Origin of the sequence: Bacillus cereus group sp. N21, from assembly GCF_016483395.1 — a bacterium.
Taxonomy (GTDB): Bacteria; Bacillota; Bacilli; order Bacillales; family Bacillaceae_G; genus Bacillus_A; species Bacillus_A pseudomycoides.
Map to the genome: position 1 here is coordinate 42,799 of NZ_JAEHBX010000004.1, position 24,160 is coordinate 66,958.

Here is a 24,160-nt window from a genome sequence, read left to right on the forward strand (position 1 = left end):
ACCGATTAAAGTTTCACTTTATATTTGATGAAAGGTGAGAAAGTGGTATGCGCTTATTAGTTGTAGAAGATAATGCACCTTTATTGGAATCAATTACACAAATTTTATGTGATGAGTTTGAAGTTGATACAGCAATGAATGGAGAAGATGGTTTATTTTTGGCGTTACAAAATATTTATGATGTAATACTTCTTGATGTGATGTTACCGGTGATAGATGGTTTTGAAGTAATTCAAAGAATACGGAATGACAAAATTGAAACACCTGTCTTGTTTTTGACTGCTAAAGATTCTTTGGAAGACCGTGTGAAAGGATTAGATTTTGGAGGGGATGATTATTTAATAAAGCCATTTCAAGCTCCCGAGCTGAAAGCGAGAATTCGAGCTTTATTACGAAGAAGTGGTAATTTAACAACAAAGCAAACCATTAACTACCGTGGAATCGAGTTGTTCGGAAAGGACAAGGATATTCAAGTGGGTGGAGAAGCAATTAAATTAACATTAAAGCAATATGAACTTTTAGAGTACCTCATTCAAAATAGTGGAAAGATTTTAATGCGTGAACAAATCTTTGATCGCGTTTGGGGATTCGATTCAGATACAACGGTAGCCATTGTTGAAGTGTATGTTCATCATTTACGAAAAAAGTTGGAGCCATTTGGTTATCAAAAAGATATTCAAACCGTTCGCGGGATTGGGTATATGTTAAAAGAACAATGAAAAATAAGAGTATGTTTCAAAGAACCCGCATTCGCCTTACAATTTTAAATTCATTAGTGTTTATTATATTAATTGGAGTTCTAGGGAGTATTATCTATGGCTATACATATAATCGTATTTATAGTGGAGTAGATAATTCGCTAGAAATGTTTAAAGCAAAAGAGAAGAAACATTCTAAGTCTAATCCAAAAGGGTCCGTTAAGGATATTCGTATTGGAGATCCAAGGATTACTGTACTGTTATGGCATGGAAAAAAAGTAGCCCTAATAGATAAGAATCCTAAATTTGTTGATCCTGTTTTTGAAGAAAATGCTTTAGCGTTTTTCCCAGAACAATTAGAGGGTTTTCAGGATATTGAAATCAAAGGGAAGAGTTTTCGAGCGTTGGCTTTTCAGCGTAATACTGAATTTGGACAAATGACGGTTCAATTTGTACGCGATACAACAGCAGAAAGGGATATGTTGCATACGTTATTACTAATTCTTATAGCGGGATGCAGTATAGGAAGTTTATGTGCAATTGGGATGGGATTTTTCTTAGCTGGAAAAGCTCTTGTACCAATTCGTAATTCTTGGGAAAAGCAACAACAGTTTGTTTCTGATGCATCTCATGAATTAAGAACACCACTAGCGGTCATTCAATCTAAAACGGATGTATTATTTCAGTCTCCTTCCGCCACGATAGAGGAAAAGGCAATTGATATTTCTACAATTTCAAAGGAGTGTAGAAGGTTATCGAAGCTTGTTGCTAATTTATTATTATTAGCTCGTTCGGATTCGAATCAAATTGAAATGTATAAAAAGGAATTTGCATTAGATGAATTATTAACGGAAGTAGTAGATCCTTATACAGAAATTGCTGCGTATCAAGAGAAAAAGATGACATTGGAAATCGAATCTAAAGTATCTTTTATTGGTGATAGAGAACGAATTCATCAAATGGTGGTAATTTTATTAGACAATGCGATGAAATATACTGATGTGGGCGGAACGATTCAAGTAGCATGCATGCAAACCAATAGTTCAATTACGATTCAGGTAAAAGACAATGGAATTGGAATAAAAGAAGAAGAGATTCCAAAGTTATTTGACCGTTTTTATCAAGGAGATAAGGCAAGAACGAAGGCAGAAGGTGCTGGTTTAGGTCTTTCAATTGCCAGCTGGATTGTAGAAAAGCATCATGGGAAAATAAAAGTAGAGAGTAAAATGAATGAAGGCACTTGTTTTGAAGTGATTTTACCTAAAAATCAAAGAATATAAAGAAATTGGAGACGATCTTGTTTTTACAAGGTCGTCTTTTTGTTAAGGGAAAGTTAAGAAATATTTTTAATAATAGAGTTTACACAGAATGAGAAGGACAAAAGAGAGAAAAAGTAATCACTTTGTATTCTTTTTGAGGATAGCTAGATAGTTATGTTCATGAGTAATTTTAATAGGAACCGAATTGAGCATATCTTTTACGATAATGTGGGGAAAATGGAAGAGGAAGCATCAGAAGAAAATCACAGTGTAAGAAATGTAAAGGGGAGATGAAATTTGGAAAAGAAAAAGATAGTGTCATTATTTGTTATTGGAATGTTGAGTTTAAGCGTAATGGGAGGCGCATCCTCTTCTATGATGTCAAAAGGAAAAACGGACTTTGTTCAGCGCAGTAAAGAACAACTAAATGATGGGAAAATACATGTGGCACATACAGAGGAAAAAGCAAAAAAACTAGGAATTGAAACGGATGGTAAAGAACAAATCACAGTAGAAAAAGAAATTCATGAAACTGAAGTTGATCAGGAAGCAAAACAGCTAGGGATTCCTACTGAGGGAAAAGATGTGGGGGCTCTTTCAGAAGAAATCTATGAAACCAAAGTAAAAAAAGAAGCAGCGAATTTAGGAATAATAATAGATAATACATCTATTGTGGATTTAATAAATCAAATTAATACAATCAAGATCAATGATGAAGCAGATAAACTTGGGGTTTCAACCAAAGGAAAAGAAATAGAAGAGATTGCAACTGAGATTTATGGAACGAAAGTAAAGGAAGAAGCGAAACAGCTAGGGATTTCGCAAAAAGGAAAAGGTATAGAAGATTTGGCACAAGAAGTATACGAGGGGAAAATTCAGGCCGAAGCAAAAGAACTTCATATTGATTTATATGGTAAAGATATTTACCAAGTGCTAAGAGAAATAAATGAGCAGAAAGTAATACAAATTGCAGACGAGCTTGGCATAGATAGTACAAATACAAATATTCAACAGTTAACAGAGAAAATAAAAAAGGAACAACCTGAAAAGGGAAAAGAACTTGTCTTTTTACCTATGGTTCAAACAGATGCGGATGCATTTTATTCGTATTTAACGAATTAAAAAGGACGTGAAGATAGAAGAATGAAGCGAAAGTGGAAGGTGTATATATGTTTGATTGTATTAGGGATATTTATCTGTAGTGTATATATGAAACGGAGCGGCATAATGCCTGTTACTAAACGTGTAGAAAATGTAAAGAGAATCGTCTCAAACAAATTTGTTCAAAAGGAAAGCGGTAAGAATCAGCTTGTCACTCCAGTTGCGCAAGCAAAAAAGAAAAAGACGCTGGGGAATGCAGATGAAGAAAAAGTATTATTGCAAAATGTACCTTTTATCCAGCAGTTACCAGAGTTAGATAGAGGCTGCGAAGTAACTAGCTTAGCCATGATGTTACAGTACGCAGGTGTTTCAGTAGGTAAGATGACGCTGGCAGATGAAATACAGAAAGTTGCCTTTTCAAATGATGGTGTACGCGGTAATCCACATGAAGGGTTTGTAGGGAATATTTATACTTTTTCTGAATCAGGATATGGTGTGTATCATGAACCGCTTTTTCAGTTAGCAAATAAATACTTACCAAATCAAGTTGTTGATTTAACAGGTGAAAATATAAATGAAATTTATAAAACTGTAAAAGAGGGCAAGCCAGTTGTTATGATTACAAATGCAACATATGCTCCTTTGGATGAAAATGAATTTGATACATGGGAAACAGATGCAGGTAATGTCTCTATTACGTACAATGAACATTGTATTCTTCTTATTGGTTATGATAAGGAGTTAGTTTATATTCATGATCCGCTTAGTGATACTGCAAGTGTAAGTGTTCCACGCGAAAGCTTTGAACAGGCATGGATACAGATGGGGAGTCAAGCTATTAGTTATGTGCAAAATTCAAAGTGAATGGGACAGAAATGGAGTTAAGAAGAGAAAGTGATGATTATATTTAACAAAAACAAGAGGAATTCAGCATAATTTTTTATACTGAATTTCTCTTGTTTTTGTTTAGTTATACATCGGGAGATAGGAGAGAAAAACAATGATGAATATTTCTCGTTTGCAAAAATCGCTACCATTTATTATTTTACTGTTTGCGAACGGTAATATTCTCATCTCAAGATTCAGTAAAAACAAAGAAAATAGGTGGGAGATAAAATCCTCGTAAAATCCCGTTTGCTGAGGCATGATTAAAGTTCAGTTGTATTAAAAAACGTTGTATTCATAAAAAAGAATAAGTAAGATAGATTTCGCGTGTAGTAAAGAAGAAATAAGGGAGACAATAAAGGGATGAGAAAAAGAAAAAAATTGTTAAGTTTATGGAAAACGATTACGTTGCTGGTATGTACTGTTATTTTACTTTCTTTACTTGTAACAGATATATTAATTAGTCATAATGTCGAACGTACGACGGAAGAAAGTCAAGCTGAAAAAGCAAAAACAATCGCGCGTATTGTAGCAAATTCACCACTTGTAATTGATGCTTTAGCAGGAAGAAAAGATATATCTGAAATTCAAACGTATACAAATCGGTTGTTAAAAAATACAGATGTTCAATTTATCGTGGTCATGGATATGAATGGCATTCGCAAATCTCACCCAGATCCTCAAAAAATCGGCCATCACTTTGTAGGGGGGGATGAAGGGATAGCCTTAAAAGGAAAAGAGCATGTATCAATGGCAGAAGGAACATTGGGAATCTCTATGCGAGTGTTTGTACCTGTTTTTTCTGAAACGAGAGAACAAATGGGGGTTGTTGCTGTCGGAATTTCAGCTGATAATGTGCATGAGAGGATAAAAGAGAGTAGATACATTATTTATATCGGTGTCGGTGTTGGAATCTTAGTTGGAATTATAGGTGCTATTTTATTAGCTAGACATATTAAGAAAATTTTATTTGATCTTGAACCTAGCGAAATCGCAAAAATTTTAGAAGAACGGAATACGATGTTACAATCTGTTAAAGAAGGAATTATTGCTGTCGATAAAGATGCGAGAGTTACTTTAATTAATAACGAAGCGAAACGGTTATTTAAGAAAAGTGGTCTCGAAGAAGATTTTATTGGTAAAGATGTTGAGAAGTATATGCCCAACTCATGTATAAAAGAAGTGTTACAAACGGGGAAAGCACAATTGTATGAGGAACAAAATCTTTATGGAATTACCATTGTTACAAATAGAGTTCCTTTATATGTTAAAGGAGAAATTGTTGGTGCTATTGCAACATTTCGTGATAAAACAGAGATTAGGCAATTAGCAGAACAATTAACGGATATTCAACTTTATGCAGAAGCGCTCAGGGCACAATCTCATGAGTTTATGAATAAGATGCATGTTGTATTAGGGCTTACACATATGAAGCATTATGAACAATTAGAGACCTATATTAGTAACATGGTCTCGGAGCATCAATATGAAATTGGTGGTGTGATGCGAAAAATAAAAAATCCTGTATTTGCAGGATTTATGCTTGGTAAACTTAGTTACGCAAGGGAAAAGAGTATACAACTCATTGTAAGCGAAAATTCTTACTTACCAGAGCCATATGATGAAAGTATTATTCATGAACTCATTACAATTGTAGGAAATTTAATTGATAATGCATTAGATGCGGTGATAAATTGTCAATATAAGCGAGTAGATATTTCTATTCAATATCATGATAAGATGATTATCACAGTTAAAGATACAGGAGTTGGAATCCGGCAAGAAGAAATTGACAAATTATTTGTCAAAGGGTATTCCTCAAAAGGAGAAAATCGAGGATATGGTTTGTATCTTGTAAAGGATAGTTTAAAGCGAATAAATGGGGATATACAGGTAGAGTCTTTGTTAGGGAAGGGAACGACTATAACCATTGAAATACCATACAAAAGTAGGGATGAGATAGGGATATGATCAAAGTTTTGATTGTAGAAGATGATCCAATGGTAGCGATGTTAAATAAGCATTATTTAGAGCAAGTAGGAGGGTTTGAACTTGTTCATATAGCTAATTCTGTGAAAGAAGCAGTAGAGATATTAAAGGAATCGTCTATAGATTTCATATTGCTTGATATTTTTATGCCTGTTGATACAGGATTTGAATTGCTACTGCATATTCGGAATCAAGAAAAAGAAATTGATGTTATCATGATTTCAGCTGTGCATGATATGGGAAGTATTAAAAAAGCACTTCAATATGGGGTTGTTGATTATTTAATTAAACCATTTACATTTGAAAGGTTTAAGGAAGCATTAACCGCATATCGAGAAAAATTTATCTTTATGAAAGAACAGCAAAAAATTAGCCAGTCTGAATTAGATACGTTGATTTTACAAAAAGAAAAAGTAGAAACTCATGTGAATAAAGAGCTGCCAAAAGGGCTAACAAGACAAACATTACAGTTAATTTGGAAGCAAATAGAATCACTTCATGGACAAGCATTTACAACAGATGAAATGGCTCAATTAGTTGGAATTTCAAGGGTGTCTATTCGAAAGTATGTAATGTTCTTAACTGAAATTGGGGTTTTAGAAAATGAAATGGTTTATCAACATGTGGGGAGACCAGTAAGTAAATTACGATGCATCGATGAAAACAAAATACGTTTGTATGTATAAGCGGCTTATATAAGCCGCTTATACTTTTTTTAATTACAAAACTAATTACAAAACTTACAAAAACTATTTTTACTATTGAAAGCGTTTTAATATTGTAGATAAGAATATAAGGAGGTGCCTATATGGGGATTCAAAAAAAAGTGGAAGCGGTATCACCCGTGGAAACAACAGAGGTGGAACAAAAGTCTTTTGTTTCAAAAATTATGAATATTAAAATTGGTGTTATACCTTTACCGTTATATATCGTATTAGCAGCTATTATTTATGGAGCATCTGTATATAACAAATTACCTGCTGATATGATTGGTGGATTTGCAGTCATTATGATCATGGGGATTTTCTTAGGTGATATTGGGATGAGGATTCCGATTTTAAAAAATATTGGTGGACCAGCAATTCTTTCATTATTTATTCCATCTTTACTAGTGTTTTTTAATTGGATGAATCCAGCTTCAATGGAAGCAGCGACGATGCTAATGAAAAAGTCGAACTTTTTATATTTATATATTTCTTGTTTAGTAGTCGGAAGTATTTTAGGAATGAACCGTAAAGTGTTAGTACAAGGGTTTGTTCGTATGTTTATTCCGTTAGTTGTAGGAACAATTGCTTCTATTGCAGTTGGATTATTAGTTGGATCATTATTTGGATTTGAAATGAAGCGAACGTTCTTCTTTATCATTGTACCAATTGTGAGCGGTGGTATCGGAGAAGGTATTTTACCACTTTCCTTAGCTTACAGTGACATTTTAAATCAATCATCAGCAACATTTGTATCTCAGCTTGTGCCAGCAGCGGTTATCGGAAATATGTTTGCGATTGTAAGCGCTGGATACATGAAGCGCTTAGGTGAGAAAAAACCAGAGCTTAGCGGTAATGGTGCATTGGTAAAAACAGGTGATCAAGATGAATTATTAAAAGAACAAAATACAGAAAAACCAATTGACTTCTCATTAATGGGAGCAGGTTTATTAATTGCATGTACGTTCTTTATTTTCGGTGGATTTGCTTCTAAATTTATTGGTATTCCAGGGGCAATCATTATGATCTTTTCAGCAGCACTTGTAAAATACTTTAAATTAATGCCAGCAAAAATGGAGCAAGGTGCATATCACTTATATAAATTTATTTCGACAAGCTTAACGTGGCCATTAATGGTTGGTTTAGGATTGTTATATATCCCATTAAAAGATGTAGCAGCTGTTCTTTCAGTTGGATATGTTGTGGTGTGTGCATCAGTAGTATTAACAATGATAACGACTGGTTTCCTTGTTGGGAAAGTCATGAAAATGTACCCAGTTGAATCTGCGATTGTAACAGGATGCCATAGCGGATTAGGCGGAACTGGAGACGTTGCGATTTTATCAGCTTCAAATCGTATGGAATTAATGCCATTTGCGCAAATTTCCACGCGTTTGGGCGGTGCTGCAATGGTCGTAACAGCAACAATTTTATTAAAAATGTTTTCGTAAATTATTATCATACAAGCTAGCTATGTAAAAACGTAGCTAGCTTGTCAAATTAGGAGGAGCTTATTTATATGTTAGAAAGTCAAATTAATGAACGTTCATTATTACTTCATAAAGAATTGGTAGGGAAAATTGAAATTACAAGTAAAGTAGAAGTAAATTCAGCAGATGATTTAAGTTTGACATATACACCAGGAGTGGCTGAGTCTTGTAAAGCGATCGCTGCAGATGAAGAAACAGCTTATGACTATACAGCGCGCGGTAATATGGTTGCAGTTGTTTCGGATGGAACAGCAGTACTTGGATTAGGTGATATTGGCCCGAAAGCAGCTATGCCTGTTATGGAAGGAAAAAGTATTTTATTTAAAAAGTTTGCGAATGTAGATGCATTTCCGCTTTGTCTTGGAACGACTGATGTAGATGAAATCGTAACCATTGTTAAAAACTTAGAACCTACATTTGCAGGTATTAATTTAGAAGATATTGCAGCGCCGCGCTGTTTTGAAATTGAAAAGCGCTTAAAAGAAGAAACAAATATTCCGGTGTTTCATGATGACCAACATGGAACAGCAATTGTTGTTTTAGCTGCGGTTATTAATGCGTTAAAAGTTGTAAACAAACAGATGGATGCAGTGAAAATTGTCATTAATGGTGCTGGTTCGGCAGGGATAGCAATTGCTAAATTACTGTTACAAGCTGGAGCGCAGCATATTACATTAGTAAGTTTAGAAGGAATTGTTTGTGAGGGTGAATCATGGATGAATCCGGCACAAATAGAGATTGCAAAGAAAACAAATCGCGAATATATACGTGGAACATTAAAAGAAGCGATTCATGAAGCAGACATTTTTATCGGTGTATCTGCTCCTAATGTGTTAACCACAGAACTTGTACAGACAATGAGTGAAAAACCAATTGTGTTTGCAATGGCGAATCCAATCCCAGAAATATACCCAGAGGATGCACTAAAGGCTGGTGCTGTTGTAGTTGGAACAGGGCGTTCTGATTATCCAAACCAAGTAAATAACGTGTTGGCATTTCCTGGTATATTCCGTGGGGCATTAGATGTACGTGCAACAGATGTTACAGAGGAAATGAAATTAGCTGCAGCATATGGGATCGCTAACATCATTACTGATGAAGAACGTAATGAAAACTATGTAATTCCGAATCCGCTAGATAAAAGAGTTGTCCCAAGTGTTGCAGCTGCAGTAGCAAAAGCAGCAATTGAATCAGGAGTAGCGCAAATTACAAAAATGCCAAGTTATTTAAAATAATAATAAAAAAGCAGTGCCATCTTCTTAGAAGGGCGCTGCTTTTTTAGTGAGATAAGAGATCAAAACAATAAAGAAATCGTACTCCCGCTTATTGTTTTATATGATTAGTAATAAACATTTCGCTCTGTATTATTTATTCAACTCCATTGCAACTTGCTTTCCATTTACGAAAACCTCTACCACTGCCACTACAACATCCATCACTTTTTTCATCTCTCATCTCTCCTTGTTTGTTGTTGCATTTCTTATTTTTAGTATAAGAGAGAGAGGGAGATACAACTATCGAAGTAGATGACATAAGAATTACATTGTTGTAAGGAAGAAATTAAGCTTTGTCACTCTTTTCTACATGAATAACAATTTGCTCATAATATTTCTCATCAATATATACATTTAATACCCATAATCCGGGGGAAGGCAGTGACATAAGAAGAGGTAGTTCTTCTGTATTTGAATGAATGGGAGTAGGAGTAGTCCAAGTCTGTTCGGAAGCTTCATCTGGAAAGAGTACGGGAGTGGGTGTTGTAGATCCTTGTTTTAGAGCAATAATAGATAGTTTACCAGATGGCATTTGTGGATCGAGGAAGAACCACATCTGTTTATTTTTCTCATTGGCAATGAAAGTACTATCTGCAATTGCAATCTTTCCTTCAATGCCTTTTAACGGCATCTTTCCTTCTACAAAGGAAGGGCTTTCTTGCCAGTAAACATCCTTTAAGACACTAAGGTGAAAAAAGGTGGGTGCGTTAGTTTGAGGTTTAGAGATTTCGGTTATTTCTTTTATCGGTTCCTTGGAATTTTGCCCTAGTGAGGTACAGCCAGTGATGATACAGGAGAAAAGTAGCACGGTTCCAATTTTTTTCATCTTGCCACACTCCTATTTTTCATAGTTAGTGTAATTGTATTTGCTAGAAGACAGGACAATTCCTTTTAATTCATAAAAAGAGGTCATAAGTTTAGTATGACCTCTTTTGACATTTTGTACTATATTTGTTCAGTTGTAAATGTAGGCTCTGCATCTTTTTCTGGCATTGTTAAGAAAATAACAGCAATGACGATACACACACCGCCTAGTAATTGGTATGCTCCGAAAGATTCTTTTAGCCAAGTGATGGAAACAATGGCTGCTACAAGCGGTTCAATACTAGATAAAATACTTGTCTCTGTTGCTGATAAATATTTTAGACTACCAATGTAAAGAAGGAAAGAAAGTGTTCCACTTACAATGATTAGAATTAGCATAGAGAATGTTTGCAATGTAAAGGTTTGTGAAAGTTGTTTCCATTCGAAGGAGAGATTACAAATAAATAGTGCAAGACCCTCGATTAACATACCCCAGCCAATAATAAGAGTCGTCCCCCATTGTTTAATAAGGGAAGCTGGGTGCAGCGTGTAAAAGGCAAAACCAATTGCTGTTAACAGACCAAATAAAATCGCTTCTTTCGATAAGACAATATTTTGGGCGGATCCATTTGTAATGATAAAGTATGTTCCTGTCAGGGCAGAGACAATTGCCAATACTTGCATAATGGAAGGAAGCTATTTATGTTGCACTGCAACATAAATAGTAATGAGAACTGGCCCTAAAAATTGAAATAGAGTAGCAGTAACAGCGTTGCTAATATGCACTGTTTCGATAAAAGCATACTGTGCGCCAAGCATCCCAAGAATAGAGAAAATGATAAGTTGTAAAAGATGGCGTGGGTGTTGCCAAATACGAAATATATTTTGTTTTTTGGTAAGTAAGAAACATAAAATAAAGACCCCAGCAAGCAATAGGCGAATTACTAAAAAATCGATAGATGATACCTTAGTATGTTGAAAAAGCCACTGAATCATCGGACCTGATACTCCCCATAAAGTAGCTCCTGTAATAATCATAATGAGACCGAGTCGTCTGTTATTGTTCATCATCATGATGCTCCTTTCTAAGGTTGATTTTTTAAAATTTACATGATAGAAGGAATTATATATAACTTCTGGTACTATAAAAAGTATCAATAATTCATTTTATAAAGGGGTCAGATTTCATGTTAGAATTAACACCAAATTTGAATATGGAGGAAAAAATCCCACTGTATGTACAGTTATACGAGTATATAAAAGCAGAAATAAGAAGTGGAAAAATCCCTCCTTTGACGAAGCTCCCAGCAAAAAGAAAGTTAGCGGCGCATTTAGAGGTAAGTAAAAATACAGTGGAATCGGCATATGAACAGCTTCTTGCAGAAGGATATATTGAATCAGTTTCACGTAAGGGGTATTTTGTATGTGAAATTGAACAAATGATATATACAGTGAAAAAAAGAGAAGTTGTTAAGGAAGTACTGCATAGGGAACAGAAATATAAATATGATTTTACACAAACAGGTGTAGATGTAAATGCATTTCCATTCTCGGTTTATCGGAAGATTTCAAACGAGGTATGGCAACTAGAAAATAAGGATCTACTCTTTCTTGGCCATCCCCAAGGTGAAGCGAGTTTGCGTGAAGAGATGGCGAAATATTTATATGAATCAAGAGGTGTGAGATGTTCAGCAAGTCAAATTGTAATAGGGGCCGGAACACAATTTTTAATAAGAATGTTGTTTCAGCTGCTAAAGGGAAGTCATTTTGCAGTTGAAAATCCAGGATATCACCGGAAATTGGTTACCTTTGAGAAAGGAGAAGAAAATGTTCAGATGCTCTCGCTTGATGAGGATGGGATTTGTATTTCAGATTTAGAAGGTAGTAATGCAAATGTTGTGTTCGTTACTCCATCTCATCAATTTCCGTGTGGAATGATTATGCCAATTAAAAGAAGGATGCAACTATTACAATGGGCACAAGGGGAGCGTGGACGTTATATTATCGAAGATGATTATGATAGTGAGTTTCGTTACTCTGGAAAGCCGATTCCAGCATTGCAAGGGCTTGACACAGAGGGAAATGTAATTTATATGGGAACATTTTCAAAAGCATTGCTTCCATCATTACGTATGAGCTACATGGTGCTGCCTAAACAGCTAATTGAGTTGTATCAAACACAATATTTATTTTATACACAAAGTGTTTCAAGAATCGATCAAGAAATCATTAGAAGGTTTTTAAATGAAGGATATTGGGAAAAACATATTCATAAGATGCGAGTCGTTTATCGGAAAAAGAGAGATGCTCTTGTCTCAGCGATAGAAAGGTACTTTTCTAATAAGGTGGAAGTAATCGGAGAAGATTCTGGCTTACATATCTTATTAAAGGTTCACAATAAAATGTTAGAAGAAGAATTAATAAAAAGAGCAGCTGAAAATAGTATAAAAGTATATCCAGTTTCTATGTACTATAAAGAAGGGACTACTTCAAAAAATACAGTTTTACTTGGGTTTGCTATTTTATCAGAGGCAGAGATTGAAGAGGCAATTCAGTTGTTATATAATTCGTGGTTTGCAATGTAAAATGGTAATAAAAAAATCCTCATACTTGAGGACTTTTTTATTAGTTTTCTTCATCTAAGAATAAAACCATATGCTCTTCATCCCAGTACTGGCCATTATATTTTAAAGAGCGCTCTTGTACACCAAATGTTTTAAATCCTAATGATTCGTAAAGTTTTTTTGCACCATCGTTTCCGACAACAACATCAAGCATAACTTGTTCTACTTCTAATGTTTTTGCAAGTTCAATACACTCTTTAATGAGGGATTTTCCTGCTCCAAGTCCACGTGCTTTTGGAGATACATATACTGAGCCGATTTTTGCTTTATGCTCTTGTTTCACGTATGGTTTCGTTTCCAAGGTTGCAACCCCGATTAATTTATCGTCATTAAATGCACCTAGTGTATAGTTTTCATCTTGTGCTAATTTCTGTGCTTTATACTCAATCGGGCATTCTTTATTAATAATATCTTCATAAGAAGAACTAAAAGCCTCTGGATTTTGTTTTAATCCTTCTACACGAAGTTCTAAGTAAATTTCTGCCTCTTGTTTTGTTAATACATGGATTTCCAATCGTATCATCCTCCGAACCTTTCACAGTTGTATTTACATTTTATATTGAAATAAGAATAATTTCAAAAGGTCAGCTCGTACTAGTAGTATTTTAATGTGTTTACTAATGATTTGCGAATAAATATTGGCTATTAATATAATATCACCAGCAGTTTTGAAGTAAAGACACTACTGGTGATTTAACGTACATATTATTCAATTGGTAATTCAATAATAAATTCAGTTCCAATTCTTAACTTACTTTTTACTTGAATGGAGCCGCTGTGTAATTCAACAATTTCTTTTGCAACAGCTAGACCGATTCCTTTCCCCCCTGTAGCTCGAGTTCTTGATTTATCAACTCGATAAAAACGATCAAAAATATGTGGAATATCTTCCTGTGGAATACCTTCTCCTTCATCTTGCACACTTATAGAAAAAGTATTCTCATTTTGTGATGCGTGTACAGTAATAATTGATTGTTCATAAGAATGCTGATAGGCGTTGTGTAATAAATTTAGCATAACTTGTTCCATTCGGCGTTCATCCATACATACATCGAGGTTATCTACACAGTAGAACTTAATTTTCATTTGTTTTTTAGCAAGTGTAGTTTTTGTTTTTTCAATCATGCGCTCTAGAAAAGGCAAGAGTGGAACTTTTTGTTTTTTTATAATAAATTGATGTTGTTCTAGCTGAACAAGATCGAATAAATCTTGAACGAGTCCTGTTACACTATCGGTTTCATCTTCGATAATTTGTAGGTATTCTTCACGTTCTTCTTTAGATAAAGAATCTCTTTTAGCAACTTTCGCATAACCTTTCATATACGTGAGTGGTGTGAGCAGTTCGTGTGCTACACTTGCAAGAAATTCATTTCTTTCTTTTTTCATGTAGGCTAATTCACTGGATAATTCTTCAATTGTTGTTGCTAAACTACCGAGTTCATCATTGCGTTTAATTCCTAATTTAATTGGTTTATTCAGCTTTAACATTTTTTCTGTTGCACGTTTCATTTTAATAAGAGGATCGGTAATGACACGAGAAAAGATAAATACAGAAATGGTTGTTAAAATAAGAGTTAGTATACCAATAATAATAAATTGACGTGTTAAACGAAGAATCATTTTTTCTAAGAAGGCTGTATCTAAAAACATATGTACATACCCAGTTATTTGTCTATGAATGATAATTGGCGTTGCTGTTGAAATAAATTTCGATGTTTTCCAATTTTTCTCAACCAAAGTTCCATCTATTGAAGTACAGTTTATTTTGGAAGCAAGTTGCTTTTTCATTTCTTGTGTTACCGGATCAGAAGAGGAAAGGATTTGCCCATTAGTGTCTGTTATGACTAACTTTGTATCTGAATTAGAATGTGATTCCATTGCTGCAGCATGTTCAAAAGCTCGTGGCCCATAACGTCTTGAAATAAAGTTACTATAGCGCTTTCCTTTTTCTAAAAGGGCGGATTTTTCTTCCTCGATACGCATGTTCGCCAGACTTGTATGACAAGATACAAAGGCAATTGTTTCAATACATAAAGCTAATATTAAGAAATATGTACCAATTTTGAGCGAAAGTTTGTTCATTTTTTCACCATACCTTTATTTCACATTAATGGCCAGCGGAAGAAATCTCACCACTGACCAAAGTTTTATCACGTGTTGTTTAACTAATTCTAAGTGTGAGGTGAGTCATGTCCCACTTAGAAAAGTTTCGCATTATTATTTTCATTCGCTTTTCCACTTATATCCCACTTTATAGATAGTCTCTAAGTATTTTTCAACAGGAAAGTCTTTTTTTCGTAATTTATCACGGATATTGCGAATATGTGAGTCAACAGTACGATATTCAATATCTGTTTGATAACCCCATATTTTTTCAATTAAATCATCACGGCTATAAGCTCGGTTTGTATTTTGTAAAAACAGTCCTAGTAATGAAAACTCGATAGGTGTAAGGGGAATTTTCTCGCTGTAAACAGTAACAGTATGTTTTGTTTTATCCCATTCAATGCCATTGAAGCTTATAAAACCATCCTTTTTTGTTCGGCGCAGTACAGCTTCAATTCGTGCAACTAGTACTTGTTCGTCAAAAGGTTTTGTAATATAATCATCTGCTCCCATTGTAAGTCCTTTTACCATATCGTAGTTTTGATTACGAGCTGTTAACATTATGATTGGAACATTGCTGATTTGACGGATTTGATAACATGTATCCCATCCATCCATATTGGGCATCATCACATCTAATAAAATGATATCGAAGTTCTTTTGTTGAATTAGTTCAAGAGCTTCTATACCTGAATTGGCTTTCATACAAAAATAACCACGTGGGCTCAAAAATAAATCTAACAATCGCAACATGCGTTCTTCATCGTCTACTAATAAGATTTTAATCATAGTCTTGTGCACCTCAAAACATTCATTCTACTTTGTATAGTTTACATGAAAATAATAAAAAACTCTGTTTACGTGATTGAATTGTAGTGTATTTTTTCTACTAAGGCAATTGACATAAAAAATGCACTACTTTTGCACAACTCTTTTTTATAATAGAAAGCGTAGCGACACAAAATACCCTATGTTGCGACATAACGTCATGTCATTTTATTTATAAAATGACAATTCCATTCTATTGTGTATGTGAGATAGTGAGGAATTTCGTATTCACCTCGCATCGGATAAGGAAAATCTCCTATCTCACACTTTTTTTATTGTTATAAAGGGGACTATACACGTGAGTAAAAAAGAAGAACGTTTACAAAAAGATAAACAAGAGCGCAATGCTATTGTGATGTGTATTGCCGTATCTATGCTAATTATTGTGACGTGTGCTAATAAATTTTTCGGAATTCTATAATAGATGTAAAGGCTCATTGTTTCATTTTGAGAAACAATGAGCTTTTTTATTTGTACGTAAAAATCCCCTGTATGCTATGTACAGGGGATTTTTGTATAGGAAGGAATCAAAAAATGATAGAAGCTTTATACAATAAACCAAGGAAGAATTGCTAATCCTGAAGTGACGATTATTGTACCAAAAATGAACAAAATAAGATGTTTGTGCTGTTTCATATCTGTTATTCCTCCAATTACTGATTTCATTCTATTACTTCTATTATTTTTTCATCTCTCATGTCTTTTTGTTGTGATTTCGTACTTTTAGTATAGCGAAGAGGAGGGAATAGAACCATTCAATAAGATGACGGGAACATTATATTGTTGTAAGAAAAAACACCTTTATCGAAAGGTGTTTTTTATATAAATTGATGCTATACAATTAGTCATTTAAAAATAAAACCATATGTTCTTCATCCCAATACTGTCCATTGTGCTTTAAGGCACGTTCTTGTACGCCATACGTTTGGAAGCCAAGCGATTCGTATAATTTTTTCGCAGCTTCATTTCCCATAACAACATCAAGCATGAGCTGTTCAACATGTAGTTTATATGCATTTTCAATAATAGCTTTTATTAATGCACGTCCAGCTCCAAGACCACGAGCTTTTGGAGAGACATAAACAGAGCCGATTTTTGCTTTATGTTCTTGTTTAATAAATGACTTTGTTTCTAATGTAGCAATTCCAATTAAATCATTATCTTTAAAGACACCAATTGTATATTTATTAGGGTTATCTAACCGTTTTGCCATTGCAGCAACAGGATCCTCATGTTTTAATACATCTTCATAAGAGGAACTAAAGGCTTCTGGATTTTGTGTTAATCCTTCCATACACACTTTTAAATAAATTTTTGCATCCTCTTTTGTTAATAAACGAATTTCCATAGCTGTAACCTCCTCAGTTTATCCTGCTTTATAGGAAAATAAATAATCTGCTTTAATATTTAAAGAAGAAATTTGTAATCCGTAAGGGTCTGATGATTATATTGATAGAACATCTACTGTGTATTCATAAACATATTCTGTACGTATTCTTTCTTAATTTGTAAAAGAATAAGAAGATATATGCGAGGAAGACAGGTGTCTTCATTTGTTTTTTAGTAATTCACTTTATGTAATGAAATTATATATTAACTTTATTAACTATTCAACAAATAAATATATTCCATTTTTATAACTAAAAAACGATCCCTTTAGCAGGAATCATTTTGTTTCTGGTATATATCCTTCAACTCGTTCTGGATGAGTATAAATATTACAGGAGTCATTACGAATAAACCCAACTACAGTAATGCCTAAATCATGAGCGAGCTGTAATGCTAATTTTGTGGGAGCTGATTTAGAAAGAACAATTTCGCAACCGATTTTAGAAACTTTGAGTAAAATTTCAGATGAAATACGACCGCTAAATGCGATGATTTTTCCTTTGACAGATATGTTATTACGTAAACAATGACCATATATTTTATCTAATGCGTTATGTCTTCCAATATCCATTCTTGATATGAGAACGGTATTTCGATCGCACAGGGCGGTATTATGAACCCCGCCTGTTTGACGAAACGTAGTAGAAGATTGCTGTAAGGTGCTCATTAAATGAAAGCATTCTTCTGGAGTAATTGTTACATGTATATCATGTAAAGTTTTTGCTTTTGCTGCATCGTTTACAAAAACAAACCCTTGTCTACTTTTGCCGCAACAAGAAGTGACATATCGTTTGTTATATAGCGTTTGATAGAGTGGATTGATTTGTGATGTTTTTACATGAGCAACCCCTTTGTCTTTCTGTATCCATAACTCATCAATGTTCTCATAAGAAGCAATAATTCCTTCAGAAATTAAAAAACCTATTATCATATCTTCAATATAATTTGGAGTGCATACAACTGTTACATATTCTTCTCCGTTTAATTTAATTGTTACAGGGGATTCTGTAACAACTTCATCTTCTCGTTCGGAAAAGGCTCCTCCTTGATAACGTATCATTTTATATGTTTCTTGGACAGGCTCCATACTATTTTCCCCTTCGTATGTATTTTTCTTCCTATTCATCATAAAACATTGAAAATATAAAAGCATCCGTTATCTATATTATCAGAAGATTATTTGGTGATTATTGTATATGTGAGATATAATAGAGTAGTAGAATAGTGTCATTTTAGGCTTTTGTAGTATACCTTATAGCATCAAGAATCGACTTCTAAGATAGGATTTCAACAGAGCGTTTCAAAAAATGTACAGCAATATAGTTTTGAAAACGGATTCAAAACTATATTGTACAGTTAGTTGTAAGGAGAGGGGAAACTATGGCAGAACAAACGGTTCGTGTAACCGTAGATGGAAAGGAATTTCTTTCATCTGGTGAAAAGACGATACTGCAATTATTTAACGAAAGTAATTTAGAGCACCCACAAATTTGTCACGTACCAGAGGTTGATCCAATTCAAACTTGTGATACATGTATTGTAGAAGTGGATGGAAAATTAATGCGTGCTTGTTCAACGAAATTAGAAAATGGTATGCATATCGAAAGACAATCAGCGCGCGCAAAAGAAGCACAAACGGAAGCGATGGATCGAATATTAGAGAATCATTTATTGTATTGTACAGTATGTGATAATAATAACGGGAACTGTAAAGTCCATAATACGGTACATATGATGGGAATTGAAGAACAGAAATATCCATATGAACCGAAAGTTAGTGCAAAAGAAGTGGATATGACTCATCCATTTTATCGTTACGATCCCAATCAATGTATTGCTTGTGGACAATGTGTAGAAGTATGTCAGAATTTACAAGTAAACGAAACATTATCGATTGATTGGAGTTTAGATCGTCCGCGTGTTATTTGGGATAATGGGGTGAGTATTAACGATTCCTCTTGTGTTAGTTGCGGACAATGTGTAACAGTTTGCCCTTGTAACGCATTAATGGAAAAATCTATGCTTGGGGAAGCTGGATTCATGACTGGATTGAAACCAAATGTTTTAGACCCAATGATTGATTTTGTAAAGGATGTAGAACCTGGATATAGTAGTATTTTAGCAGTTTCAGAAGTTGAATCTGCAATGCGTGCAACGAAGATTAATAAGACGAAAACAGTTTGTACATTTTGCGGTGTAGGCTGTTCGTTTGAAGTGTGGACGAAGGATCGTCAAATTTTAAAAGTACAACCTGTATCAGACGCACCAGTAAACGGAATTTCTACATGTGTGAAAGGAAAGTTCGGATGGGACTTTGTAAACAGTGAAGACCGTATTACGAAGCCTTTGATTCGTCAAGGGGATATGTTCGTTGAAGCATCATGGGAAGAAGCATTAGAAGTTGTTGCGTCCAATATGCAACATATTAAATCGGAACATGGTAGTGATGCATTTGGCTTTATCTCTTCTTCAAAAGTAACAAATGAAGAAAACTATTTAATGCAAAAGTTAGCTCGTCAAATATATGGAACAAATAATGTGGATAACTGTTCTCGTTACTGTCAATCGCCAGCAACAGATGGTTTATTTAAAACTGTTGGTATGGGCGGTGACGCTGGGACAGTGAAAGATATTGCTGAGGCAGGACTAGTCATTGTTGTCGGTGCAAACCCGACAGAGGGACATCCAGTACTTGCAACACGTGTAAAACGTGCTCACAAATTGCATGAACAAAAACTAATTGTAGCGGACCTTCGCAAACATGAAATGGCAGAGCGTGCTGATTTGTTTGTTCATCCGCGCCAAGGAACTGACTATGTATGGCTTGCTGGTGTAACAAAATATATTATTGATCAAGATTGGCATGATAAAAAATTCTTAGATGAAAATGTGAAGAATTTTGATGAATATAGCAAGATGTTAGAAAAATATACACTTGATTATACGGAAAGTATTACAGGTATTTCTAAAGATACATTAAAAGAAATGGCTCGTATGGTATATGAAGCAGATGGTACTTGTATACTTTGGGGTATGGGTGTTACACAAAATACAGGAGGAAGTACAACATCTGCAGCGATTTCAAACTTACTTCTTGTAACAGGTAACTATCGTCGCCCGGGTGCAGGTGCATATCCACTCCGCGGACATAATAATGTACAAGGTGCTTGTGATATGGCAACATTACCAAACTGGCTTCCAGGTTATCAAGCGGTATCGGATGATGCAATGCGTGCGAAATTTGAAAAAGCATATGGAACTACGATTCCGAAAGAGCCAGGGCTAAATAACATTGCGATGCTACTTGCAGCAGAAGAAGGAAAATTGCGTGGTATGTATGTTATGGGAGAAGAAATGGCTTTAGTAGATTCAAATGCAAATCATGTACAGCATATTTTAGCAAATCTTGATTTCCTTGTTGTTCAAGATATGTTCTTATCAAAAACAGCGCGCTTTGCGGATGTTATTTTACCAGCAGCACCAAGTTTAGAAAAAGAGGGAACATTTACAAATACAGAGCGCCGTATTCAACGTTTATATGAAGTTATGAAACCGCTTGGTGATTCTAAACCAGACTGGTGGATTTTACAAAAAGTAGCACGTGTACTTGGTGGGGATTGGAATTATGAGAACCCAAGTGAAATTATGGATGAAATTGCATCACTTGCGCCGCTCTATTCACAAGCAACATATGATCGTTTAGAAGGATGGAACAGTTTATGCTGGGGAAGTCATGACGGTAGTGATACACCGTTATTATATGTCGATGGTTTTAATTTCCCTGATAAAAAAGCCCGTCTTTCACTAGATGAATGGGTGCCGCCAGTTGTAGCGCCAGAAGACTACGATTTATTATTAAATAATGGTCGCATGTTAGAACATTTCCATGAAGGAAATATGACAAATAAATCAGTGGGGATTCTATCCAAAATTTCTGAGGTGTTTGTTGAGATTTCACCTGAGCTTGCTACTGAGCGGAATGTGAAAGATGGTGGCCTTGTAGAACTGACATCACCGTTTGGGAAAATCAAAGTACAGGCACTTATTACAGATCGTGTGACTGGAAACGAGTTATATTTACCGATGCATGCGACAGTAAATGAAGAAGCGATTAATATTTTAACAGGAACAGCGACAGACCTATATACGTGTACACCGGCTTATAAACAAACGATGGTGAAAATGCGTGTACTACGTGAAAAAGGAAATCGTCCACTTCCTGCTTCAAACCCAAGAGATAAAAAGCGTCATCCGCAAAATGGTGTTGAAATTCAGCAGAAATGGCAGAGAAAGCAGTACGTATCACTTGTGGATCAGAACTAGGGGGCGAAGAACGTGGCAAAAGAAATTACATTGATTCAGAAAAAGGTCATTACAGAAGCAGAAAAGAAACAACAGTTATCAGATGAACTGCTAACCCAATTAGCTGAGAATCGTGAAGCGGTAGAAGAGACGATGCAATTGTTAGCACAGTTGCAACAAGCTGGCATATTAGATGCAGCAATTAGTTTGCTTGCTGCAAAAGAAGATGTTTCTAAAATTGCTGTTGAGCAATTAAATCGTGAACCGGTAAAAAATGCATTAAATAATATGATGGGGGCAGGAGAAGCGCTATCTTCTGTTGATCCAGAAGTAACAAAACAGGTGACATCGAGTTTAGTTACAGGATTACAATTTGCAACAGACGAATTAAAAAAGGGTAAGAAAACAAAGGTTATGGACTTCTTTAAAGTATTAAAAGACCCGGATATTAACAGAGCCATTACTTTTGGATTTAGCTTTTTAAAAGCATTTGGACAAGGATTAGAGAAAAAATAAGGTAAAATTTTAGTCAGTGGGGGTCTTACTGACCGTCAATAGTGTGGTGAAAATGAGAAAGAGTGATGGGGGTGTGCCTGTCACTCTTTTTGGGATGTATAAGAGTGTTCGTATTAAGCGGAATATATTATTATAAAAAAGATGGATTTGAAATAGAAATATGGAATCCATCTCAAATATAGTGTTAGAATTTGGAGGAATTTATGCTACACCGTAAAAGACTATCTATACCAGGAGTCATGAAACATTCCTTTCAAACAGTACAATTTGCTTTTTGGAATGTGTTGGCGTTTCAGCTTGTTTATAAACTATTAGCAGCCATTGTATTTATACCGTTATTCGGTATGATTTTTAATAAGTTGTTGTATTGGGGCGGCTATGCAAATGCGACAAACGATGAATTGCTAGCTTTTTTGAAAACTCCATATGGTATCGCAGCTATTTTCATTTTATCGATATTGGCACTTTTTCTCATTTTTACGGAATTTGCGGTACTTATCATTATTTCGTATTTTGCACATAAACGACAAAGGGTAAAATTGCGTCCGATTCTGTATAAAACGGTAACGTATTTACCTTCTCTTTTCACATATTGTTTACCAGGATTTATTTTGTATGCGGTAATCTTGTTACCTCTTTTAAGCGTCGGTTATAAATCTGCACTAATCCCTGAAATTCAAATTCCTAATTTTATTACAGGGGAATTGTTTAAAACGACAATGGGGCAAGTAGGGTATTATACCTTTTTTGCTGTAGTTGCGTATTTAAATTTGAGATGGATTTTTGTTTTTCCTATTATTGTTTTAGAAGAAAAACCATTTCGCACAGCTGCACGTAAGAGTGCAAAGTTGGTAAAAGAAAGCTTTTTTAAAGTCTTATTCTTTTTAGTCGGACTTTTTATCTCGATAGGGATTATGTTCGTTTTATTTATGGGTCTGTACTTATTACTTTTATGGTGTGTGTATGAATTTACGAATCCAAAAGGAACATTTGCTTTATTAGCGGAATCTACCCTATCTGTATTTTTGACGAGTACATTATATTTATTTAGTTTTATTGTAACGCCGTTTTATATTATGGCATTGACAAGACTTTATTTACAAAAGGTTCCAGTTGAAGATGTTTTATTAGAAGAAGGCTTAGATTATTCCAAAACAAAAGCAGATAAATGTTTTTTTAAAAAGCATCGTTTGAAGTTTATTGGTGTATATATTGTTGGTATTTTCACCGTGGGCGTGGTTGTTGCTTTTATTGTGACGTTTATTACGAATTCATATAAAGAACCCGTTATTATGGCGCATCGTGGATATGTTTCCAAAGGAGTAGAGAATACGAAAGAGGCCTTGCAAGGTGCGATTGATGCAAAAGCAGAGTATGCTGAAATTGATGTGTTGCAAACAAAAGATGGTGAATTGGCAGTGATACATGATTTGAACTTAAAGCGTCTTGCGAATGCCAATGTACAAGTATCGGATTTGACGATGGATGAGCTTCGAAAGCTTACTCTTCATCAAGATGGATTCACGGGAAGAATTAGTACACTTGATGAGATGATTAAGCTTGCGAAAAACAAGATAAAACTCAATATAGAAGTGAAACTGCACGGAAATGAAAAAGATTTTGTAAAGAAAGTATTGAAAACAATAAAGGAAAATGACTTTGAAAAACAATGTGTCATTCAAACATTGCATTATCCGCTCATTAAAGAATTTAAACGTGCAAATCCAAACATAAAGGTAGGATATATTTTATATGCAAGTAGAGCAAATTTAAAATACCTTCAAGCAGATTTTTATGTTGCAGAAGAATATATGTTAAATAAAAGCTTAGTAAAAGCAGCACGAAAGTTAAATAAGTCAATTTATGTATGGACTGTAAATGATATGGAAAGCTTTAAAAAATATTATAAGCTTAATGTCGATGGGATTGTTACAGACTACCCTGTGGATGCACAAGAAACCGTTAAAATGATGAAAGAGCAAGAAGAAAGTGAAACAGATGTGTTTGATAAGATTACAGAAACAACGGAAGATTTATTTTCAAAGTTATTCATAGGTTATCCAGCTGCCGGTTAAATATCGGTAGCTGTTTTTATTATATAAGTACAAATTGAAAAACCGACATAAAATCTAATTTTCAGGTGGGAGAGAGCATCCGGCCATGTATAGAAGCGGTCAGAGTCTTTTTTAGC

General features: G+C 34.6%; 19 protein-coding genes and 1 pseudogene. 13 read left to right on the forward strand and 7 right to left on the reverse strand.

All coding sequences use genetic code 11. From position 1 onward, the window contains the following. Nucleotides 1–47 precede the first annotated feature (47 nt). The 8 genes from JDS96_RS03330 to JDS96_RS03365 all read left to right on the forward strand — a co-directional run bounded on the left by JDS96_RS03330 (nt 48) and on the right by JDS96_RS03365 (nt 9,361). Nucleotides 48–719 carry a response regulator transcription factor gene (locus JDS96_RS03330; protein WP_006093472.1) on the forward strand — a complete coding sequence of 224 codons (672 nt, stop codon included), beginning with the start codon at nt 48–50 and terminating at the stop codon, nt 717–719. Beyond that, nucleotides 716–1,978, forward strand: a complete 1,263-nt coding sequence (locus JDS96_RS03335; RefSeq protein WP_199666018.1) for a sensor histidine kinase — start codon at nt 716–718, stop codon at nt 1,976–1,978. Before JDS96_RS03330 ends, JDS96_RS03335 begins: the two co-directional genes overlap by 4 nt. Nucleotides 1,979–2,293: 315 nt before the next feature. Then, a complete protein-coding gene (locus tag JDS96_RS03340; protein WP_097794610.1) occupies nt 2,294–3,079 on the forward strand; it encodes a transporter in 786 nt (261 codons plus the stop codon). Nucleotides 3,080–3,100: 21 nt separating this feature from the next. Further along, the gene (locus tag JDS96_RS03345) at nt 3,101–3,922 is read left to right on the forward strand and encodes a C39 family peptidase (protein ID WP_141521859.1); all 822 of its coding nucleotides are present in this window, start codon (nt 3,101–3,103) and stop codon (nt 3,920–3,922) included. 384 nt (nt 3,923–4,306) lie between these two features. Further along, the gene (locus tag JDS96_RS03350; RefSeq protein ID WP_003194978.1) at nt 4,307–5,914 is read left to right on the forward strand and encodes a sensor histidine kinase; all 1,608 of its coding nucleotides are present in this window, start codon (nt 4,307–4,309) and stop codon (nt 5,912–5,914) included. Then, entirely contained in the window at nt 5,911–6,618 is a 708-nt protein-coding gene (locus JDS96_RS03355) for a response regulator (protein ID WP_199666019.1), read from the forward strand. Before JDS96_RS03350 ends, JDS96_RS03355 begins: the two co-directional genes overlap by 4 nt. A gap of 122 nt (nt 6,619–6,740) precedes the next feature. Next, nucleotides 6,741–8,087, forward strand: coding sequence for a 2-hydroxycarboxylate transporter family protein (locus tag JDS96_RS03360; RefSeq protein WP_199666020.1), 1,347 nt, complete (start codon nt 6,741–6,743; stop codon nt 8,085–8,087). A 68-nt stretch (nt 8,088–8,155) separates the two neighbouring features. Next, entirely contained in the window at nt 8,156–9,361 is a 1,206-nt protein-coding gene (locus JDS96_RS03365; protein ID WP_003194973.1) for an NAD(P)-dependent malic enzyme, read from the forward strand. A 325-nt stretch (nt 9,362–9,686) separates the two neighbouring features. Here JDS96_RS03365 and JDS96_RS03370 read toward each other — a convergent pair whose 3' ends face one another. Both JDS96_RS03370 and JDS96_RS03375 read right to left on the reverse strand, forming a co-directional pair. Further along, nucleotides 9,687–10,226, reverse strand: a complete 540-nt coding sequence (locus JDS96_RS03370) for a DUF4871 domain-containing protein (RefSeq protein ID WP_018765594.1) — start codon at nt 10,224–10,226, stop codon at nt 9,687–9,689. Between the two features lie 119 nt (nt 10,227–10,345). Further along, nucleotides 10,346–11,272: pseudogene (locus tag JDS96_RS03375) on the reverse strand (DMT family transporter). Between the two features lie 119 nt (nt 11,273–11,391). Here JDS96_RS03375 and pdxR point away from each other — a divergent pair. Continuing rightward, nucleotides 11,392–12,789, forward strand: coding sequence for a MocR-like pyridoxine biosynthesis transcription factor PdxR (pdxR, locus tag JDS96_RS03380; RefSeq protein ID WP_003194967.1), 1,398 nt, complete (start codon nt 11,392–11,394; stop codon nt 12,787–12,789). 40 nt (nt 12,790–12,829) lie between these two features. Here pdxR and JDS96_RS03385 read toward each other — a convergent pair whose 3' ends face one another. The 3 genes from JDS96_RS03385 to JDS96_RS03395 form a co-directional block, all read right to left on the reverse strand. Further along, nucleotides 12,830–13,342, reverse strand: coding sequence for a GNAT family N-acetyltransferase (locus JDS96_RS03385; RefSeq protein WP_003194966.1), 513 nt, complete (start codon nt 13,340–13,342; stop codon nt 12,830–12,832). A gap of 191 nt (nt 13,343–13,533) precedes the next feature. Further along, nucleotides 13,534–14,910 (reverse strand): HAMP domain-containing sensor histidine kinase, encoded by a 1,377-nt coding sequence (locus JDS96_RS03390; RefSeq protein ID WP_199666021.1) that lies wholly within the window; start codon nt 14,908–14,910, stop codon nt 13,534–13,536. A 141-nt stretch (nt 14,911–15,051) separates the two neighbouring features. Continuing rightward, on the reverse strand, nt 15,052–15,723 hold the full coding sequence (locus JDS96_RS03395) for a response regulator transcription factor (protein ID WP_003194961.1): 672 nt from the start codon (nt 15,721–15,723) through the stop codon (nt 15,052–15,054). A 337-nt stretch (nt 15,724–16,060) separates the two neighbouring features. Between JDS96_RS03395 and JDS96_RS32780 the strand changes: the two genes are divergently transcribed. After that, nucleotides 16,061–16,183 (forward strand): hypothetical protein, encoded by a 123-nt coding sequence (locus tag JDS96_RS32780; RefSeq protein WP_003194959.1) that lies wholly within the window; start codon nt 16,061–16,063, stop codon nt 16,181–16,183. Between the two features lie 420 nt (nt 16,184–16,603). On the opposite strand, the gene JDS96_RS03400 is transcribed toward JDS96_RS32780, so the two are convergent. Both JDS96_RS03400 and fdhD read right to left on the reverse strand, forming a co-directional pair. Next, on the reverse strand, nt 16,604–17,110 hold the full coding sequence (locus JDS96_RS03400) for a GNAT family N-acetyltransferase (RefSeq protein WP_003194954.1): 507 nt from the start codon (nt 17,108–17,110) through the stop codon (nt 16,604–16,606). A gap of 318 nt (nt 17,111–17,428) precedes the next feature. Further along, nucleotides 17,429–18,238 (reverse strand): formate dehydrogenase accessory sulfurtransferase FdhD, encoded by an 810-nt coding sequence (gene fdhD / locus JDS96_RS03405; RefSeq protein ID WP_018765589.1) that lies wholly within the window; start codon nt 18,236–18,238, stop codon nt 17,429–17,431. A 293-nt stretch (nt 18,239–18,531) separates the two neighbouring features. Here fdhD and fdhF point away from each other — a divergent pair, with 293 nt between their 5' ends. The 3 genes from fdhF to JDS96_RS03420 all read left to right on the forward strand — a co-directional run bounded on the left by fdhF (nt 18,532) and on the right by JDS96_RS03420 (nt 24,044). After that, nucleotides 18,532–21,474: a formate dehydrogenase subunit alpha gene (fdhF, locus tag JDS96_RS03410; RefSeq protein ID WP_003194950.1), complete on the forward strand. Its 2,943-nt coding sequence runs from the start codon at nt 18,532–18,534 to the stop codon at nt 21,472–21,474. A gap of 12 nt (nt 21,475–21,486) precedes the next feature. After that, on the forward strand, nt 21,487–21,969 hold the full coding sequence (locus tag JDS96_RS03415) for a helical membrane plugin domain-containing protein (protein ID WP_003194949.1): 483 nt from the start codon (nt 21,487–21,489) through the stop codon (nt 21,967–21,969). 203 nt (nt 21,970–22,172) lie between these two features. Further along, the gene (locus JDS96_RS03420; protein WP_033795868.1) at nt 22,173–24,044 is read left to right on the forward strand and encodes a glycerophosphoryl diester phosphodiesterase membrane domain-containing protein; all 1,872 of its coding nucleotides are present in this window, start codon (nt 22,173–22,175) and stop codon (nt 24,042–24,044) included. Nucleotides 24,045–24,160: the final 116 nt, after the last annotated feature.

What these genes read in the sequence shown, in the direction of transcription:
- JDS96_RS03330 (WP_006093472.1), top strand. Translation starts at nt 48, where the DNA reads ATGCGCTTATTAGTTGTAGAAGATAATGCACCTTTATTGGAATCAATT.
- JDS96_RS03335 (WP_199666018.1), top strand. Translation starts at nt 716, where the DNA reads ATGAAAAATAAGAGTATGTTTCAAAGAACCCGCATTCGCCTTACAATT.
- JDS96_RS03340 (WP_097794610.1), top strand. Translation starts at nt 2,294, where the DNA reads ATGTTGAGTTTAAGCGTAATGGGAGGCGCATCCTCTTCTATGATGTCA.
- JDS96_RS03345 (WP_141521859.1), top strand. Translation starts at nt 3,101, where the DNA reads ATGAAGCGAAAGTGGAAGGTGTATATATGTTTGATTGTATTAGGGATA.
- JDS96_RS03350 (WP_003194978.1), top strand. Translation starts at nt 4,307, where the DNA reads ATGAGAAAAAGAAAAAAATTGTTAAGTTTATGGAAAACGATTACGTTG.
- JDS96_RS03355 (WP_199666019.1), top strand. Translation starts at nt 5,911, where the DNA reads ATGATCAAAGTTTTGATTGTAGAAGATGATCCAATGGTAGCGATGTTA.
- JDS96_RS03360 (WP_199666020.1), top strand. Translation starts at nt 6,741, where the DNA reads ATGGGGATTCAAAAAAAAGTGGAAGCGGTATCACCCGTGGAAACAACA.
- JDS96_RS03365 (WP_003194973.1), top strand. Translation starts at nt 8,156, where the DNA reads ATGTTAGAAAGTCAAATTAATGAACGTTCATTATTACTTCATAAAGAA.
- JDS96_RS03370 (WP_018765594.1), bottom strand. Translation starts at nt 10,226, where the DNA reads ATGAAAAAAATTGGAACCGTGCTACTTTTCTCCTGTATCATCACTGGC.
- pdxR (WP_003194967.1), top strand. Translation starts at nt 11,392, where the DNA reads ATGTTAGAATTAACACCAAATTTGAATATGGAGGAAAAAATCCCACTG.
- JDS96_RS03390 (WP_199666021.1), bottom strand. Translation starts at nt 14,910, where the DNA reads ATGAACAAACTTTCGCTCAAAATTGGTACATATTTCTTAATATTAGCT.
- JDS96_RS03395 (WP_003194961.1), bottom strand. Translation starts at nt 15,723, where the DNA reads ATGATTAAAATCTTATTAGTAGACGATGAAGAACGCATGTTGCGATTG.
- JDS96_RS03400 (WP_003194954.1), bottom strand. Translation starts at nt 17,110, where the DNA reads ATGGAAATTCGTTTATTAACAAAAGAGGATGCAAAAATTTATTTAAAA.
- fdhD (WP_018765589.1), bottom strand. Translation starts at nt 18,238, where the DNA reads ATGGAGCCTGTCCAAGAAACATATAAAATGATACGTTATCAAGGAGGA.
- fdhF (WP_003194950.1), top strand. Translation starts at nt 18,532, where the DNA reads ATGGCAGAACAAACGGTTCGTGTAACCGTAGATGGAAAGGAATTTCTT.
- JDS96_RS03420 (WP_033795868.1), top strand. Translation starts at nt 22,173, where the DNA reads ATGCTACACCGTAAAAGACTATCTATACCAGGAGTCATGAAACATTCC.